Raw genomic sequence first — 15,629 nt, forward strand, 5'->3', positions numbered from 1 at the left:
TGCGCGTGCCATGATCATCCGCAAGCCCGATTTCGATCTTGCGCAAGCTACGGTGGTCTGGTCGCGCGTGCCCGAGTTCGCGTTGTACTGGAACGGCGCCTCGGCGGTGATCCCCTACGTCGAATTTTACCTCAACAACGTGATGAGCGAAGTGCGCAAGGCCAAGGGCGCTGGCGATCCCGCGCTGGACGCCGAACTGGCCATCTTCATCGCGCAGGAACGCAACCACGCGCATTACCACGTCGCCTACAACAAGCGGCTGTATGACGCCGGCTTCGGCGCGCTGAAGGGGCTGATCGAGACGATCACGGCTGAATTGAAAGTGCTGCGCGACAAGCGCTCGCTGGCGTTCAACGTCGCCTATTGCGCGGGCTTCGAGAACGCCGCGACGTTCACCTCGCGTTACCTGATCGAGCAATGCGACGCCGATTTCGCGGGCGCCGACCCGGCGGGATCGAACCTGTTCCTGTGGCACGTGGCCGAGGAATTCGAGCACCGATCGGTCTGTCACGAGGCGTTCAACGCGGTGTCGGGCCGCTATTTCACGCGCATCGCCGGGGTCGCCTATGCGTTCTGGCACATCAACCACAGCTTCGATCGCGCGGCGAAGACCATCCTCGACGTGCGCCGCGCGGGCATGACCGAAGCCGAGCGCAAGGCATCGCGAAAGGTCGTGGCGGCGATCAAGCGGCGGCAGGCGTGGCACACGTTCCCGCGCGTGCTGTCGTTGCTCAATCCGTGGTTCGATCCGGCCAGCATCCGCCCGACGCCCAAGATCGAGGCCGCTCTAGCGTTCTTCGCGCGGGCAGAGGTACCGCAAGAGAGCTTTACCGACGCCTATGCAAGCCGGTCGCTTTTGGGGGCATAAGCCGCGCGGTACGATCCGGTGCGGATATCCTCGACCAGATCGAACTTCGTCGGCGCCCAGCCCAGGTCCGCCCGCCCGCGCACGCAGCGTGAGCGGCTGCTGACGGCGAAGAACAAGTCGGCGTACATCTCGCCCCAGATATCGCAGGCCTCGGCATACGTCACGCTGCGGGTTGCACAGTCCATGACCTGCGCGACGGCTTCGGCCAGCGTGCGCCAGTTCACCTCGCCCGCGACCGCGTGGTACAACGCGCCAGCGGTGCCCGTCTCGATGGCGAGGCGATATTGCCGCGCCAGATCCTCGACATGGACGTGGGTGTAGAGGTTCAGACCCGCACCGATGTAGCAGGCGGCACCGGTCTTCTCGACGCTCTCGAAGATCGCGGGCACCTGCTTGCTGCCGCCGTTGCCCCAGATCTGCGGCGGGCGCATCACGATGGCGCGCACGCCATCGGTGTGGGCGGCACGCACGAGGTTCTCGGTCTCGACCCGCAACGACAGCCAGTGGCGCGCAACGTAGGGATCGTCCTCGGCAAAGCTTTCCTGATGCCACGCGCCGTCCTGCGCGGGGATCGACAGCACGCCGGTGCCCGAGGTGAACAGGAACGGCTTGCCGCTGCCCTTCAGCGTTCCCAGCAGCGTGGCCAGCGCCGGGCCTTCCTCCTCGAACGGAACCACCGGCGCGAACACGATGCCATCGAATTCGCGGGCGATGCGCTCCAGCGTGGCAGGTTCGGTCAGCAGGCCGGGGAAGGGCGTGACCCCGCGTGTCGCCAGTTGCGCGGCCAGTTCACCGCTTCGGGCAAGGCCGGATACGGCGTGGCCGTGCGCCTTCAGTTCCGCCGCCACGTGCGAGCCGAGGTAGCCATTGGCGCCGATAACGAACGTGTTCATGCCAGTTTTCGTCACGCCAGCGCCAGCCCGCCATCGATGGTGAATTCGGCCCCGGTGATGAACGCGGCGGCGTCGCTGGCGAGGTAGGCGACCATCGCGCCGACATCGCCCGGCTCGCCCAGATGGCCGAGCGGGATCGCATCGAACAGCGGCTTCATGTCGGGATCGCCCGCGCGCGCGTTGCCCGCGCCCAGCACCATCTCGGTCGCGATCGGGCCGGGGTGGACCGAATTGATGCGGATGCCCGTTCCGGTCCGCGCACAGTGCAGCGCCGACGACCTGGTCAGGTTGGCGACCGCCGCTTTCGACGCGCCGTAGATCGTGGTGCTCGGCGCGACTTTGGCCGTGGCGAGCGAGGCGATGTTGACGATGGAGCCGCCGGACTTCGCCTTGCCGCCGCCCGTCAGCTTCATCGCCGGGATCGCGGCCTGCATCCCGTGGAACTGGCCGAACAGGTTGATTTCGATGATCCGGCGAAAGTCCTCGATCGCTGCGTCCTCGATTGTCGCGCCGATGTCGATGCCGGCGTTGTTGACCAGCACGTCGAGCCGCCCGTGCGCGTTGACCGCCAGCGCCACGATCGCCGCCCACGATGCCGCGTCGGTCACGTCGAGCCGCGCGAACGTGCCGCCGATCCGCGCGGCGGTGGCGCGGCCCTCTGCCTCCAGCAGATCGCCAACGATCACATGCGCGCCCGCCGCCGCCAGCGCTGCGGCGCACCCGGCACCGATCCCGCGCGCACCGCCCGATACGATGGCGACGCGGCCCTTGAGCGAGGCCCCGCTCACAGTCCGACCTCGGCGATGTGCCAGGTGGAATACGTGTCCATCAGGTCGCCCGCACCGGTCAGCGTGGCGCCATCGGCGTCCATCTCCAGCGCCATCGCGTGCATGTACGTCAGCAGGTTGCCCCAGTACATTTTCGGGATCATCGATCGCGTCTTTCCGGTGATGTGGTGCAGGCCGCCCTCGCTGTCGGTCAGTTCGAGTTCGACCGCCTTGACCAGCAGGCGGCTGTCCCCGCCGGTCAGCGTGCGGAAACGCAGCCGCGTTACCGGCAGGACGCGGCCCGCTTTCGCGATCCAGCCGCTGCGCAAGTTGAGGCTGGGCGTGGGGCCGCCCGATTCCCATTTGTTCGCGCCGCTGGCGTCCGGCCCGCCGACATGCGCGTCCCAGCCCGTGCCGAACGCCGCGCCTTCGAGCAGCGCGGTGTCGAGCCAGGCGACCACGAATGCGCAGTCATCGCCGATCCACCCGGTCATCCAGCGGTAGGGCGGGGTGCGTTCGGGCGCCTCGGGCCGGTTGTAGCCCCACGAGCGGTCGCGCATGTAGTGCCCGTCGATCGCGTGCACCTCGCCGTCCAGCGTCAGCGTGCCAGCAGTCTTGAGCAACTGCGTGAAGTGGTGCCCGCCAGGCCGCCCCACCGGGGGCAGTGCGGCGGTGCAGGTCAGGTCCAGCGCAAACCCGCGCGCCGGTTCGCTCGCCTGGATCGTGATCCGCTCCAGCGGTTCGTCCACCGCGATGCGCAGCGCAAACCCACCGACCTCGACCGACCAGTCGGCAATGTCATCCACCGCAGGCAGGAACAGGTATTCGATGAAATAGTCCGCCGCCAGCTGGTGCGGCAGCACGCGCGCGCCTTTGAGCACCCACATCTGCACCGACAGCGTGCGCAGCACCGGGTGCCACAGCGCATAGATGTTGCAGTTGATGTCGGCGGCGGGGATGTTGAAGCCGTACAGGTTGGTCTCGATCGCGCTGTAATGCGCGTCGGACGCCGCCGGGTGCAGGTGATCGTCCTCGCGCAGCACCGGGGCGAACGGCACCGCACTGCCGGCCACCACGCAATCGCGCCACTGGCCGTCCACGATGTGTTCGATCGGACGGCCCGCGCGGATAGGAACTGCGCTCACGCGATTTCCCGAGGCACGCCAAAATAGCGCTCATAGCGGTCGAACAGCGTGCGCTCCTGCGCGATGCGGCCCGCCTCGCCCTGATCGTAGCGATGCTCGGGCCGGCTCTCGCGCGGGTTGGCCGCCAGATGCGCGGTGATCGCGGCGCGTGCGGGTTCGCCCAGCTTCAGCCCGAAATACGCATAAGCCTCGGCAATCGCCGCCACCGGATCGCGCATCAGCGTGTCGTACTGCAGGTTGAACAGGTGCGCTTTCGGGATCACGCCCTGCTCGATCCAGCCGATCGGCTGCTCGAGCGAGGCGGCAGTCATTGCCGGATCGGTGATCGCGTCGAACATGCCCTCGCTGACCTTCTGATCGCTGCGCACGTAGGTCAGCGTGCCGATCATGTTGACCGCAGAAGCCATCGCCTTGACCGGATCGCGGTGCGCCCACACCAGCCGCGCGTCCGGATAGCATTGCAGCACCAGCGGCACATAGCGCACCGAGTCGGGCGACTTCAGCACCCATCTTTTGCCGGGATTCTGCCACTGGATCGCCTTGAGGATGCGCTTGCCGTATTCGAGCGCGTTCGACAGGTTTTCCGGCCCCATCGCTGCGGTGTAGCTGGGCGAAAGACCCAGCAGGTTGAGCCATGCGGGCTGCTGGAACGCGCAGGATTCGATCATGATCGTCTCGATCGCCTCATGCCCGGCGAATTCGTGGACGCTTTCGACTTGCGGGGTGACGCGGTTCCACATGCGGATGCGGTGGTCGGCGGCGGCGAAGTGGGCCGCGCTGTCCACCGGGAACATCGCCTCGCAGATGCTCAGCGTGCGGTTTTCCGGGTCGAGCGACAGCAGTGTCTGGAGCAGCGTGGTGCCGGTGCGGCCCTGGCCCAGCACCCAGATCGGCGCCTCGATCTTTTCGCTCTCGATCTCGGGATGCTGGCGATAGAGCTCTTCCACGCGCAGCCGCGCTTCCAGCATCATCAGCAGGTCCGACCGAGTCATCAGCCGCCCGACAAGGTTCAGCTGCGCTTCGCCGTCGAGCGAGGCGACCAGCCGTTCGAACGGTTCGCGCCAGTCGGGCGAGCCGAAGTTGCTGAGGCCGGTGTTGCGCGTGGCGCTGGCGATCAGCGACGCCGGATCAAGCGGCACCACCCCATACAAGTCCAGCCCCGCGCCCTCGTCGTTCAGGCGCTGCACCCATTCGGGGCGGGCTGGGGCTTTCCACGCTTGGCGCCGGCTGAGCGGAGCAGTGGGTTCGGTGGCGGGATCGAGCGTTGTCGCCATGATCATTCTCCGTGAAGCTGGATGTAGGCCCGCCGGCGTTTGTCGAGCGTGGCGGCGCGCTCTTCCGTCGTGACGAGCGCGGTATCGGCGGGCAGCGCGGCGGCAAGATCGGCCAGCTTGACCAGCCGGGTATCGGGCACCGGCTGTCCGGTCGCCTTGTAATTGCGGAACACCACCGTGCCCTGATGCCGCCGGCAAGTGTCGAGCCAGTTGGCGATCCCCGGATCACGGTGGGCCACCACCACGCGGCATGCGCCATCGGCATCGACCTTGATCTGCGACATCGCCAGCGAGGTCTGCCGCGCGCCGAAATCGAGCGAGCGCGACCACACGTCGCCAAGCTGGAACGACCAGTAGACCCCGTCGGGCAGTGGATCGAGCGTGATCACCAGCGCCTCGTCCTCGGCCAGATTGAACACCGCCATGGCATAGTTCGAGGTCGGGCTGCCGACCTGGCTGGTGATCGTGCCGGGCAGGAACGCCATGTTGTTGTACCCGCCGCCGACGCCCGAATAAAAGTCGAACAACCCCATGTTGAAGTCCTTGATCAGGTACTTGAGGAAGTCGGTCGCAGTGTCGATCCGGCGGGCGACGGCGACCGGATCGAATTCGTCGGCGGCGTAATGATCGGGCGCGATTTCGCTGGTTCGGGCGAGGTGCATCGTCGCAGGGCGGTCCCCCGGGTGGCCCATGAACCGGCGAACCAGCACGAAATGGCGGTCACAGGCGGGATCGAGCGCAATCCAGTTCCCCGGCTGCTCGCGCGCCGACAGCGCGATGTCGTACGATCCGTCCGCGCCGATCTTGAAATCGGCAAAGTCGTGGTTGGAAATGGCGCGTGAATCGGGGTGGCCGGACAAGTGGTTGAGCAGTTGGAACAGCACCAGCGGGCTTTCGCCCATGTTGCCGGTCAGCCGGTATTCTTGCGCACCATCAAGGAACATCACCGCATAGAACAGGTCCGGCCCGTTCTGGCCCAGTGTGTAGAAATCGGAGAACCAGCCGGTGTTCACCTGCACGCGCGGGTTGGCCATGCGCGGCGCGACGGCGAAGTTATAGGCCATCGCCAGCGCTTCCATCATCGTGTGATAGGCCTTGGCGCGGTGCTGCGGCCATTCGGCATAGCGCGGCGAAGTGGTCATCCAGCCGAGCACTTCGGTCTGCGCGGCATGGAAACGCTGCCAGGCCTTTGCCAGCACGGTTTCGCCATCGGCGTTGGTGGAATCGGTCATCGACATCCTCTCGGTTTTGCAGCACACGGTATGCTAGCATACGGTCTTTGCAAGGCCTTTCGGCGGCGCCGGCGAAAATTGGCGGCAAGGCGATAATCGGGAGAGTGACGATGGAACATGACAGTGCGGTGCAGGGCCTGCTCGATCGGCAGCAGATCGAGGACAAGCTCAAGCTGTACTGCCGGGCGATCGACCGCCTCGATGTCGAATTGCTGCGCTCGATCTACTGGCCCGAGGGTACCGACGACCACGGATCGTTCGTGGGCAACGCGCACGAGTTCGCCGATTTCATCATGGTCGATTTGCGCAAGCGGGTGATCGACGGGATGCACGCGATCATGCATTCGGTGATCGACGTGCAAGGGCAATTCGCCACGGCAGAAAGCTATTACTGGGCCTATCAACTGTGCCCCGGCGGCGTGGAGGCGGTCACCGAGTTTTTCGGGGCACGCTATGCTGCGCAGCATGCCGACCGCATCGACGGCCCCCACGATTTCTTTTGCGGCGGCCGCTACATCGACCTGTTCGAACAGCGCGACGGCGAATGGAAGGTCTTGCGCCGCAAGATCACCAACGAATGGAACACCGTGCGCCCGACCGATCGCATCACCGACCAGGGCGCAATTGCGCACTACAACCTGCCGGGAATGCGCGGGCCGGATGACTGGGTTTATGCAAACAGGGTGCCGGGCAAGGGGTGAGCAGGGCTCACCCCACGAAGATCAGCGCCTTGCCTTCGTTCTCGCCCGCATAAAGCCGCGCGATGGCGCCGGGTGCGGCGTCGAAGCCGGTGGCGATGTCTTCGTCGTGGACCAGCTTTCCCGATGCCAGCAAGGCTTCGAGCGCCGCCATCGCCTGTGCGTAGCGCGCGGTGTGGTCGAAGATCACGAACCCGCCCCATTGCAGTCGGCGCATCAGCACTTCGCGTTCGTTGCGCGGGCCGTGCGGCGGGGGCGACCAGTTGGCGATCGAGGCGGTGCCGCACTGCACGATCCGCCCGTTGACGCGCATCTGGCGGATCGCGGTGTCCATCATCGGGCCGCCGACATTGTCGAAGAACACATCGATCCCGTCGGGCGCCATGCCTTTGATCAGGTCCGCGACATCGCCCGCCTTGTAGTTTGCCGCAGCGTCATAGCCGAACCGCTGCGTGCACCGGGCGACTTTGCCATCGTCGCCGGTCAGGCCCACCACGCGGCAGCCAGCCTCTCGCGCCAACTGGCCCACCGTGCTGCCCACTGCTCCTGCGGCGGTGGTGACCAGTACGGTCTCGCCCGGCTCGGCGCGGCCAATGCGCGTGAACGCCAGCCACGCGGTCAGCCCGTTCATGCCCAGCATCCCGGCATAGGCGGACAGCGGTGCCGCGACGGTATCGATCCGGGTCATGATCGCCTCTGGCCCGACCACGGCATAATCCTGCCAGCCGAACCAGCCGTAAAGGTGCAGCCCCACAGGCACATCGGCGTTGCGGCTTTCGACCACCACGCCCACCGCCAGCGCGCGCATCACCGATCCGATCGCCACCGGGTCCGAATAGTTGGCGATGGCGTTGACCCAGCCGCGCTGCGCCGGATCGACCGAGAGGTAGACGTTGCGCACGCGGAACTGGCCGTCGCCCACCGGATCGAGCGGCGCTTCGTCGAGCGCGAAGTGCGACGCCTGCGGAATGCCCTCTGGCCGGCTGGTCAGCAGCACGCGGCGGTTGGTGGCGGGGGTCGAGTATTCGGGAAGGAAGCCGGACATGCAAAAACCTCAGGCGGGAAGGGGGATGGCGTGATCGGCTGCGAACCGCCGCAGCGCATCGCCGATGCGGCCATCGCGCCATTCGCTGATGAACACCAGCAGCAGGTGCGCCTGCGCGCGGGCGAGGAAGTTGCCGGCGAGCTGCGGATCGGTGCGGTCGGTAACCTCGGCAAAGTCCGGCACCTGTTGCTCTACCAGGCTCGGCGCATCGAGCATCCACGCGGTGCCCAGCACGGCGATCGACAGCTTGACCAGAAGGTCCATGTCGGCGGCGGTGAGCGCGGGTCCGCCCTGCTCGGCGTATTCGCGCACGAACTGCGCAATCAGGTCGGCCTTGTGCGCCCGCAGGAACGCCGGTTCGGCCGCGCAGGTCATGCCGAAGAAGCCCTGCGCGACGTTCATCTGCCCCACGCTGCCCCAGTCGAGCAAGCCCGCCTGCAGCACGCCGTCGTCGCCCCGCCAGAACCACGCGTTGTCGAGATTCATGTTCCAGTGGCACAGCGCGACCATGTCGCCGCGCTGGTTCAGCGCGCGGCGGATCGCCAGTTCGAGGTCGAGCACCAGCGGCACTTCGGCAATGAACGTGTCGATATAGTCGGCGATGTCATCGGGAAACAGTTGCGGCGCGCGGGTGGCAAAAGTGCGCAGCTTTTCCAGCTGTGCGGCGAGCGTTGCGCGGTCATAGGGAATGCGGCTGCCGGGATCGATCGCGTCTGGATCGAACGGGAATTGCGCGGCCAGGTCGTTGCCCAGCTTGCCCGCCTTCTGCGCCCCGGCCAGCCTGGCCATCGCCGTGGTCAGCGCGCGGTAGTGCGGCAGCGGATCGTCGAGCAGGTAGTCCATGCATTTTTCGGGACAGGGTTCGATCGATCCGGCGCCGTAGGCGATGCGTTCGGTAATCAGCAGGCCGGTGACGGTGGCGGGATCGTAATCGGCAAAATAGCAGCGCGGCACGGCGATCGGAAAGCCGGGACGCAGCGAGAGCAGCGCGAAGCGCACTTCGGGCTCCATCAGCGGGCCGAACAGATCGCGCAACGGATCGCCGAACATGCGCGGGAATTTGGCGAACAAGTGGCGGTGCAGGCCCTGATCGGGGCGGGCATAGTCGATCTCGATCAACAGCTTGCGGCCCATGCCGCCGCCGAAGAATTCGCGCGAGGAGACGATGGCCGTGACCGCGTTGTCGCTAGACAGCACGCCGGTGGCGCGCAAGGCGCGGGTCAGGAAGGCCGGACCATCGACCAGCAGCGGTTCGATCGTGGTGGGGAAATCCACGCCGGTATGGCGGCCCGTGACATGGTTGGGGCCTGCAGCCACTTCTGGCGCCATGTTATCCGTTTCCATTTCGATCCTTGCGCTCGCGGTGGGGTTGGGCAAGTGGTATGCTTTGGTACGATAAGCACGGCTGAGAAAGTGTCGCCAGCGATTTTCTTGGGTGAGAGAGGGAATAGATGACCGACGCCGCAATGCAACCTGACGCCCCGATCCAAACCGGCAATGCCCCCGACCTGGTCGTGAAGGGCATGGCCGACATCCGCGTCGAACGGCGCGGGCGCTGCCTTGAAGTAACCATCGACCGGCCCGACGCGATGAATTCGCTGCGCACCGAACATCATCACGCGCTCGACGCGGTGTGGTCCGGGTTCGAAGCGGACGACGATCTGTGGGTGGCGATCCTGACCGGGGCGGGGACGCGCGCGTTCTGCGTGGGCAGCGATCTGAAGGCGGCGGCATCGGGCATCCTGCCGTCCGCTCCGGCTTCGGGGTTTGCCGGGTTCACCAACCGTTTTGCGCGGACCAAGCCGGTGATCGCGGCGGTCAACGGCGCGGCGATGGGCGGCGGGTTCGAGACAATGCTCGCCTGCGACCTCGCCATTGCCCAAGACAGTGCGGTGTTCGGGCTGCCCGAGGTCAAGGTTGGCCTGTTTGCCGCCGCTGGCGGGGTCGAGCGGCTGGTGCAGCATCTGGGGCGCAAGCGCGCGCTCGAGATCGTGCTGACCGGGCGGACGATCACGGCGGACGAGGCGCTGGCGCTGGGGCTGGTCAACCGCGTGGTCGCGGACGGCGAGACGCTGGGCGCGGCGCGCGAACTGGCGGACACGCTCGCGGCCAATTCGCCCAAGTCGATCGCGGCGTCGAAGGCGGCGCTCAACGAATATGATCGCACCGGATCGCTGGAGGAATCGATGGCCAACAGCCTCGAACTTCTTCAGCCGCTGATGGGCAGTGCGGATTTCCGCGAGGGCGTGGACGCGTTCGTTGCGCGCCGCCCGCCGCAATGGCGCAACGCCTGAACCGTTCGCGTCACGCCCGCTCTTGCCAACAAACCGAGCGATCGGTATGTCACGTCCAAATGGAGATTGAACGATGGCGACCACGGCAGAAACCCTGGCTCCGGTCCCGGCGCATGTGCCGCCCGGACTGGTGCATGACTTCGATTTTCTGGCGCCCAGCGTGCCCGGCGATCTGTACCAGTGGTGGGACCGGGTGCACGAAGCGCCGCCGATCTTCTGGACGCAGCGCCACGGCGGGCACTGGGTCACCACCCGCCACGCCGATATCGCGCATGTGCTCGAAACCTACGACACGTTCTCGTCGCAGCAGATGACCGTACCGCGCGGCACGCACAGCTTTCCCTCGCCGCCGATCATGTACGACCCGCCGCTGCACACCGATTTCCGCAAACTGCTCGCGCCGTTCTTCACGCCCAAGTCGATCGGCAACCTTGAACTGAAAGCGCGCGCGCTGTCGGTCGCGCTGATCGAGGGGTTTGCCGCCACCGGGGAATGCGAGTTCGTCTCGCAATTCGCGCTCGCCATGCCGATCGGCATTTTCCTCAGCCTGGTCGACTTGCCCGACACGGACCGGCTCGAACTGCTGGGTTGCGCCGAAAAGATGGTGCGCGGCCACACGCCCGAGGAGCAGACCGAGGGCTTCATGCAGGCTTATGCGTATTTGGGCCGGGTGTTTGCTGCCCGGCGCGAGAACCCCGGCGACGACATCCTCAGTTCGATCATGCAGGGCACGGTCGAGGATGGACGCCCGCTGACCGAAATGGAGCTGCTCGGGATGGGCGCGCTGCTGCTGGCGGGCGGGCTCGATACAGTGGCGGGGATGATGGGTTTCATCATGATCCATCTGGCCGAACACGACGACCAGCGCCGCCAGCTGGCCGCGCAGCAGGAACTGATCCCGATGGCGGTGGAGGAGCTGATGCGCCGTTTCCAGATCGCCAATGTCGCGCGGCTGGTGGTGCGCGACACCGAACTGGGCGGCGTCGCCATGAAGGCGGGCGACATGGTGCTGACCCCCACTTCGATGGCCGGGATCGATCCCGAACGTTATCCCGATTCGATGACGGTCGATTTCGCACGCGCCGACAAGCGCAGCCTGGTGTTCGGCAAGGGCGCGCACCAGTGCATCGGCGCGTTCCTCGCGCGCACCGAGTTGCGCGTGTTCCTTGCCGAATGGCTCGGGCGCATTCCCGAATTCCGGATCGCGCCGGGACAGCGGCCGGTCACCGTGCCGGGACGCGCGAACGCGGTCCATTCGCTGCCGCTGGTGTGGGATATCGCCCGGTGAGGCGCTGGATCTGCCTGTCGTGCGGCCATGTCTATGACGAGGCGGAGGGCGATCCCGCCAGCGGTATCGCACCCGGCACGCCGTTTGCCGCGCTCCCGCCAGACTGGGAATGCCCGTTCTGCGGCGCGGCGAAGGACCAGTTCGTGGCGGAGGACGAAGCATGAAGGCCCCGTCTGCCGCTGCCGGGCGCGAGCGGCTGCTGGACACCGCCGGGCGCCTGTTCGCTGAACAGGGCTATGAAGCGGTCTCGACCAAGCTGCTGGCGCAAACCGCGGGCCTGACCATCGGCGCGCTGTATCATCACTTCGCCTCCAAGCTGGTGTTGTACCAGGAGACGTTGCGCCATGCCCTGTCGCGGTTGCCGGTGGTGCCTGCGGACCTGCTCGCGCCGAGTGGGCAGCCCGACACGCAGCTGACGGAGCTAGTCGCGTGGTTCAGCGCGCTGATCGCTGGCGATTCGCCTGCCGCCGCGCTGCTCAGGCGCGAGCTGCTCGAACCGCATCTCGATCGGCCCTTGTCCGATTTCGAGCTGTTCGTTGCCCCGCTGCAGCGGTTCCGCGCGCTGATGGCCGAACTGGCGCCGCTGGCCGATGTCGAGCTGGTCGAAGCCGCGATCATCTCGCTGACGTTCGGCTTTGCCAACATGCAGGGGCTGCGGCGGCTGTTGCCGGGTTTGCACACCCGGCTGCGCTCGCCGCAGGAAATTGCGCGGCTGGTGACAAGTCTGGTCTTTACAGGACTGGACAGTCCGGTGTTTGGCTAACCGCACGTTACCCTTGCTCGCGGAGTCCTGCCTTGTCCGAACGATACCTGTCGCTGATCGCCGAGGCCGATTTTCCCGAGAGCGAATCGTACGCCGCCGTGGTCGGGGGCTGGTACGTGCTCGCGACCAAGGACGACAAGGGCTACAACGCGCTCAACGATCGCTGCACGCACGCGGCCTCGCTGCTGTCGACCGGGCGGATGCGGCGGGGCACGGTGATGTGCCCGCTGCATGGCGCGCGGTTCGAGCTGGCCAGCGGCAAGTGCATCGGCGGCGCCTATCGCGATTTGCGCATGTTCCCGGTCCGCGTCGTGGACGGGCAGATCGAAGTGGCCGTGCCCGAGGAAAAGCCGAGCATGGCGGACCTGCCGATCGGGGGTTGATCATGTGGCCTGCACCACCGGCCCCCGCGCCAGATAGCTGTCGAGCACCTGATGCAGCTGGCGCAGACGCACTTCCTGATAGCGTGCGTACACGATCTGATCATGCCCGCCCGCGCGCAGGCCCGCCTGCAGCCGCGCGAGACCTTCGGTGTCCTGATCGTAGATCTGCCCCAGCCACGGCGGAAACACGCCGGACTGGGAATAGGCGGTGTCGTCCGCCAGTTCGATGATTTCGACCGGCGGGGGGACTTCCTCGCCCTCGGGCAGCGGTTCGAACAGGTAGAAGTCGTAGGTCGTCCTGTTCGGATCGGCAGCATCGGGGGTGAAACGGTAGAGGTAGGGGTAGAACGTGGAGCGGAACAGCACCACGTTGGGAAAGATCGAATACTGCATCGCGTCGAGCAGCTCGGTATCCGAAATCGCCGGGGTGGCAGGATTGCTGCGCAGCATTTGCGCCAGAAACGCGCGCGCGGTTGCGTCTTCGGACAACACCGGCACGTCCGCCTCCGGCCCCATGATCGTCTGCATCGCGGCGGCGAGGATGTCCTGTTCGGAAATGTCGCGCGGGTACTGGTCGCTCTTGATCCCCAGCGGCTGGAGCATCCGCGACATGTGCGGCTGATCGGGCCAGACATCGTATTGCGCGCTGGTATCGCCGCCGAACGGCAGTGCCTGCGGGTGGATGCCGACAAGGTGGAATGCCTCGATGAACGTCTCGATGCAGGCCTTCCAGTTGGCATGCATCGTCTTGCGCAGGATTTTGGCGGCATAACGCTTGCCGTGGTCCCATGCGGCAAAGTCGGTCAGCATCCGGCCGAGATACTGATCGAGCGGCGGCGCGGCGGGATCGTGGTTGACGAACACGAACCCCTGCCATTCCTCGGCGCGCACCGCCGGCAAGGACAAGTCGCGGCTTTCGGCCTCGGCAAAATCCCAGCGCGAGGGAATATGCGCCAGCGAGCCGTCGAGGTGCCACGAAAAGCTGTGGAACGGGCAGGTGATCCTGGCCACGGCGCCATCGCCCACACACAGCTTCATGCCGCGATGCGGGCAGGAATTGCGAAACGCGCGGATCGTGCCCGCGTCGTCGCGCACCACGATCAGCGAGCCAAGCGGGCCTTCGTACGTGATGAAATCGCCCGCTTCGGGCACCTGTTCGACGCGTGCGGCAAGATACCACACGCGCGACCACATCGCCTCGCGCTCGGCTTGTGCGAATGCCGGATCGAGGTAGCGCGTGCGATCGACCGCGTCGACCGCGACTTCGCTGGGTGCGACTTCGGTGAAAATCGGCAGTGGCGGCACGGCATCGCGCGCGATTACCTGCTGATAGGTCGGCGCCTGAGCCGCACGGTGCGGCGCGACGCGGGCAGAAGACGGCGCATCGGCGGTCAGCACGAAACCTGCTCCAGCATTTGTTCGCGCAGCTTGCCGCGCTGGACTTTGCCCGATGCGGTGCGCGGCAAGCCGTCGCTCGCGAAGAGCTGACGCGGCAACTTGAACCCGGCGATCAGCGGCTTGAGGAACGCGGCGATCGCCTCGGCATCAACGCTGGCGCCTGCGCGCGATTCGATCGCGGCGCACACGCGCTCGCCCCACACCGCATCGGGCAGGCCGAACACCGCGCAATCCGCCACGGCAGGATGTTCGCGCAGCACCGCCTCGACTTCGGCGGGGTATACGTTTTCACCGCCGGTCACGATCATGTCCTTGATCCGGTCGGTCAGCGTCAGGAAGCCCTCGGCGTCGATCTTGCCGCCATCGCCGGTGCGATACCAGCCATCGACGATCGCGGCGGCGGTCTGTTCGGGGCGGTTGGCGTAGCCGAGCATCATCGTTGGCCCGCGCGTCCAGATTTCACCCGCCACCCCGCGCTCGACCACATGGCCGTCGGCATCACGGATCTGGATCGCCGAACCCGGCAGCACGCGCCCGACCGAGCGCAGCAGGTGCGGGCGGGCCGGATCGTGGTCCCCGGGCGGCAGGATTGAGATCGTGCCCGACATCTCGGTCATCCCGAAATACTGGAGGAACCGGCAGCCGATTTCCGCAATCCCGCGCGCGAGCAGCGGCGGGTCCATCGGCGCGGCGCCATAATGGATGCCCTTGAGGTGCGTCGCGCGGACGTTGCGCGCCAGCATCTCTCCGATCAGCCCGCGCACCAGTTGCGGCACCATGAACGTGCGGGTGACATCTTCCGCCAGGCACAAGTCGAGCAGCGCGGCGGGCGTCAGGTCGTTGGTCAGCACCACGGTGCAGCCGCGATGCAGCCCGCACAGAGCCCAGCTGATCCCGCCGATGTGGAACAGCGGCAGCGGCGACAGCAGCACTTCGTCATCGCCCCAGTCGTCGAACCCGCCCTGGTCGGCCTCCATCTGCCGCGCCAGCGCCAGCGCCTGTTCTGCGATCTGGACACCCTTGGGCTGGCCGGTGGTGCCGCTGGTATAAAGCATCAGCGCAACGCCGCCGAAGGTGCCGCCCATGAGAGGATCGGCAGGGTCGGCATCGGTTGTGACCAACAGTGCTGGAAGATCGTCGGGTGCGGGCCCGTCCGTAACGATAACCGGAATGTGCCCGGTGTTGGCCTCTGCGATCGCGGGCGTGAACGCCGTGTCGGCAAACACCGCCCGCGCCCCGCTGTCGGCCAGCAGGAACGCCAGCTCGCGCGGTTTGAGCCGCCAGTTGAGCGGCACGAGCACAAGGCCCGACCGCATCGCCGCGAGCATCACCGCGATGAAATCGGGGTTGTTGATCCCGATCCATGCAATGCGATCACCGGGTGCCAGTCCGCGCGCCGCGAACAGCCGGATCGCGGCGCGTGTCCGCCGGTCGAGTTCGGCAAACGAGACGCGGCGATGACCCAGCACCAGCGCCGGGTGGTCTGCGCGGCTATCTCCGAACCCGGCGATCAGCGCCGTTTCGCGCGGGACATCATGGCGCGAAAGCGGTGGCCCTTCGATGTGGGCAAGCGCCATGCGC

16 protein-coding genes are annotated in these 15,629 nt (G+C 66.5%); 7 read left to right on the forward strand and 9 right to left on the reverse strand.

All coding sequences use genetic code 11. The annotated features are described in order from the left end of the window. Window positions 1–10 precede the first annotated feature (10 nt). The gene (locus tag NL2_RS03500; protein WP_068071742.1) at window positions 11–868 is read left to right on the forward strand and encodes a metal-dependent hydrolase; all 858 of its coding nucleotides are present in this window, start codon (window positions 11–13) and stop codon (window positions 866–868) included. Here the strand turns inward: NL2_RS03500 and NL2_RS03505 are convergent. The 5 genes from NL2_RS03505 to NL2_RS03525 are packed head-to-tail and all read right to left on the reverse strand — an operon-like array spanning window position 838 to window position 6,179. Then, window positions 838–1,761, reverse strand: a complete 924-nt coding sequence (locus tag NL2_RS03505; RefSeq protein ID WP_084355832.1) for an NAD-dependent epimerase/dehydratase family protein — start codon at window positions 1,759–1,761, stop codon at window positions 838–840. The two genes, NL2_RS03500 and NL2_RS03505, sit on opposite strands and share 31 nt — an antisense overlap. Window positions 1,762–1,772: 11 nt before the next feature. Beyond that, window positions 1,773–2,549, reverse strand: coding sequence for an SDR family oxidoreductase (locus tag NL2_RS03510; RefSeq protein ID WP_068071744.1), 777 nt, complete (start codon window positions 2,547–2,549; stop codon window positions 1,773–1,775). Further along, complete coding sequence (locus NL2_RS21530; RefSeq protein ID WP_068071746.1) at window positions 2,546–3,673, reverse strand: DUF7064 domain-containing protein; 1,128 nt, start codon at window positions 3,671–3,673, stop codon at window positions 2,546–2,548. The genes NL2_RS03510 and NL2_RS21530 overlap by 4 nt, the downstream gene beginning before the upstream one ends. Next, a complete protein-coding gene (locus tag NL2_RS03520) occupies window positions 3,670–4,947 on the reverse strand; it encodes a sulfotransferase family protein (protein WP_169799458.1) in 1,278 nt (425 codons plus the stop codon). Before NL2_RS03520 ends, NL2_RS21530 begins: the two co-directional genes overlap by 4 nt. A gap of 2 nt (window positions 4,948–4,949) precedes the next feature. Beyond that, window positions 4,950–6,179 carry a DUF1214 domain-containing protein gene (locus NL2_RS03525; protein WP_068071749.1) on the reverse strand — a complete coding sequence of 410 codons (1,230 nt, stop codon included), beginning with the start codon at window positions 6,177–6,179 and terminating at the stop codon, window positions 4,950–4,952. Window positions 6,180–6,289: 110 nt separating this feature from the next. Here NL2_RS03525 and NL2_RS03530 point away from each other — a divergent pair, with 110 nt between their 5' ends. Then, on the forward strand, window positions 6,290–6,880 hold the full coding sequence (locus tag NL2_RS03530; RefSeq protein WP_068071751.1) for a nuclear transport factor 2 family protein: 591 nt from the start codon (window positions 6,290–6,292) through the stop codon (window positions 6,878–6,880). Window positions 6,881–6,887: 7 nt separating this feature from the next. Here NL2_RS03530 and NL2_RS03535 read toward each other — a convergent pair whose 3' ends face one another. Continuing rightward, window positions 6,888–7,922 carry an NADP-dependent oxidoreductase gene (locus tag NL2_RS03535; protein WP_068071753.1) on the reverse strand — a complete coding sequence of 345 codons (1,035 nt, stop codon included), beginning with the start codon at window positions 7,920–7,922 and terminating at the stop codon, window positions 6,888–6,890. 9 nt (window positions 7,923–7,931) lie between these two features. After that, on the reverse strand, window positions 7,932–9,251 hold the full coding sequence (locus NL2_RS03540; protein WP_157083012.1) for a hypothetical protein: 1,320 nt from the start codon (window positions 9,249–9,251) through the stop codon (window positions 7,932–7,934). A 122-nt stretch (window positions 9,252–9,373) separates the two neighbouring features. Here NL2_RS03540 and NL2_RS03545 point away from each other — a divergent pair, with 122 nt between their 5' ends. The 5 genes from NL2_RS03545 (at window position 9,374) to NL2_RS03565 (ending at window position 12,650) form a co-directional block, all read left to right on the forward strand. Beyond that, window positions 9,374–10,216, forward strand: coding sequence for an enoyl-CoA hydratase-related protein (locus NL2_RS03545; RefSeq protein WP_218006090.1), 843 nt, complete (start codon window positions 9,374–9,376; stop codon window positions 10,214–10,216). Between the two features lie 73 nt (window positions 10,217–10,289). Beyond that, a complete protein-coding gene (locus NL2_RS03550) occupies window positions 10,290–11,504 on the forward strand; it encodes a cytochrome P450 (RefSeq protein WP_068071757.1) in 1,215 nt (404 codons plus the stop codon). Beyond that, window positions 11,501–11,668, forward strand: coding sequence for a rubredoxin (locus tag NL2_RS21585; protein ID WP_068071759.1), 168 nt, complete (start codon window positions 11,501–11,503; stop codon window positions 11,666–11,668). The genes NL2_RS03550 and NL2_RS21585 overlap by 4 nt, the downstream gene beginning before the upstream one ends. Next, window positions 11,665–12,267, forward strand: a complete 603-nt coding sequence (locus NL2_RS03560; RefSeq protein ID WP_068071761.1) for a TetR/AcrR family transcriptional regulator — start codon at window positions 11,665–11,667, stop codon at window positions 12,265–12,267. Before NL2_RS21585 ends, NL2_RS03560 begins: the two co-directional genes overlap by 4 nt. A gap of 32 nt (window positions 12,268–12,299) precedes the next feature. Further along, complete coding sequence (locus NL2_RS03565; RefSeq protein ID WP_068071763.1) at window positions 12,300–12,650, forward strand: Rieske (2Fe-2S) protein; 351 nt, start codon at window positions 12,300–12,302, stop codon at window positions 12,648–12,650. Here NL2_RS03565 and NL2_RS03570 read toward each other — a convergent pair whose 3' ends face one another. Next, on the reverse strand, window positions 12,651–14,048 hold the full coding sequence (locus NL2_RS03570; protein WP_068071765.1) for an aromatic ring-hydroxylating oxygenase subunit alpha: 1,398 nt from the start codon (window positions 14,046–14,048) through the stop codon (window positions 12,651–12,653). It abuts the gene before it with no gap. Next, window positions 14,042–15,625: an AMP-binding protein gene (locus tag NL2_RS03575; protein ID WP_068071766.1), complete on the reverse strand. Its 1,584-nt coding sequence runs from the start codon at window positions 15,623–15,625 to the stop codon at window positions 14,042–14,044. The genes NL2_RS03570 and NL2_RS03575 overlap by 7 nt, the downstream gene beginning before the upstream one ends. Window positions 15,626–15,629 lie beyond the last annotated feature (4 nt).

The sequence above is a fragment of the Novosphingobium lentum NBRC 107847 genome (assembly GCF_001590965.1).
In the GTDB taxonomy this organism is placed as follows: Bacteria; Pseudomonadota; Alphaproteobacteria; order Sphingomonadales; family Sphingomonadaceae; genus Novosphingobium; species Novosphingobium lentum.

Bases quoted from the DNA above. Each gene is read 5' to 3' on its own strand.
- NL2_RS03500 (WP_068071742.1), top strand. From the start codon at position 11: ATGATCATCCGCAAGCCCGATTTCGATCTTGCGCAAGCTACGGTGGTC.
- NL2_RS03505 (WP_084355832.1), bottom strand. From the start codon at position 1,761: ATGAACACGTTCGTTATCGGCGCCAATGGCTACCTCGGCTCGCACGTG.
- NL2_RS03520 (WP_169799458.1), bottom strand. From the start codon at position 4,947: ATGGCGACAACGCTCGATCCCGCCACCGAACCCACTGCTCCGCTCAGC.
- NL2_RS03525 (WP_068071749.1), bottom strand. From the start codon at position 6,179: ATGACCGATTCCACCAACGCCGATGGCGAAACCGTGCTGGCAAAGGCC.
- NL2_RS03530 (WP_068071751.1), top strand. From the start codon at position 6,290: ATGGAACATGACAGTGCGGTGCAGGGCCTGCTCGATCGGCAGCAGATC.
- NL2_RS03535 (WP_068071753.1), bottom strand. From the start codon at position 7,922: ATGTCCGGCTTCCTTCCCGAATACTCGACCCCCGCCACCAACCGCCGC.
- NL2_RS03540 (WP_157083012.1), bottom strand. From the start codon at position 9,251: ATGGCGCCAGAAGTGGCTGCAGGCCCCAACCATGTCACGGGCCGCCAT.
- NL2_RS03545 (WP_218006090.1), top strand. From the start codon at position 9,374: ATGACCGACGCCGCAATGCAACCTGACGCCCCGATCCAAACCGGCAAT.
- NL2_RS03550 (WP_068071757.1), top strand. From the start codon at position 10,290: ATGGCGACCACGGCAGAAACCCTGGCTCCGGTCCCGGCGCATGTGCCG.
- NL2_RS03560 (WP_068071761.1), top strand. From the start codon at position 11,665: ATGAAGGCCCCGTCTGCCGCTGCCGGGCGCGAGCGGCTGCTGGACACC.
- NL2_RS03575 (WP_068071766.1), bottom strand. From the start codon at position 15,625: ATGGCGCTTGCCCACATCGAAGGGCCACCGCTTTCGCGCCATGATGTC.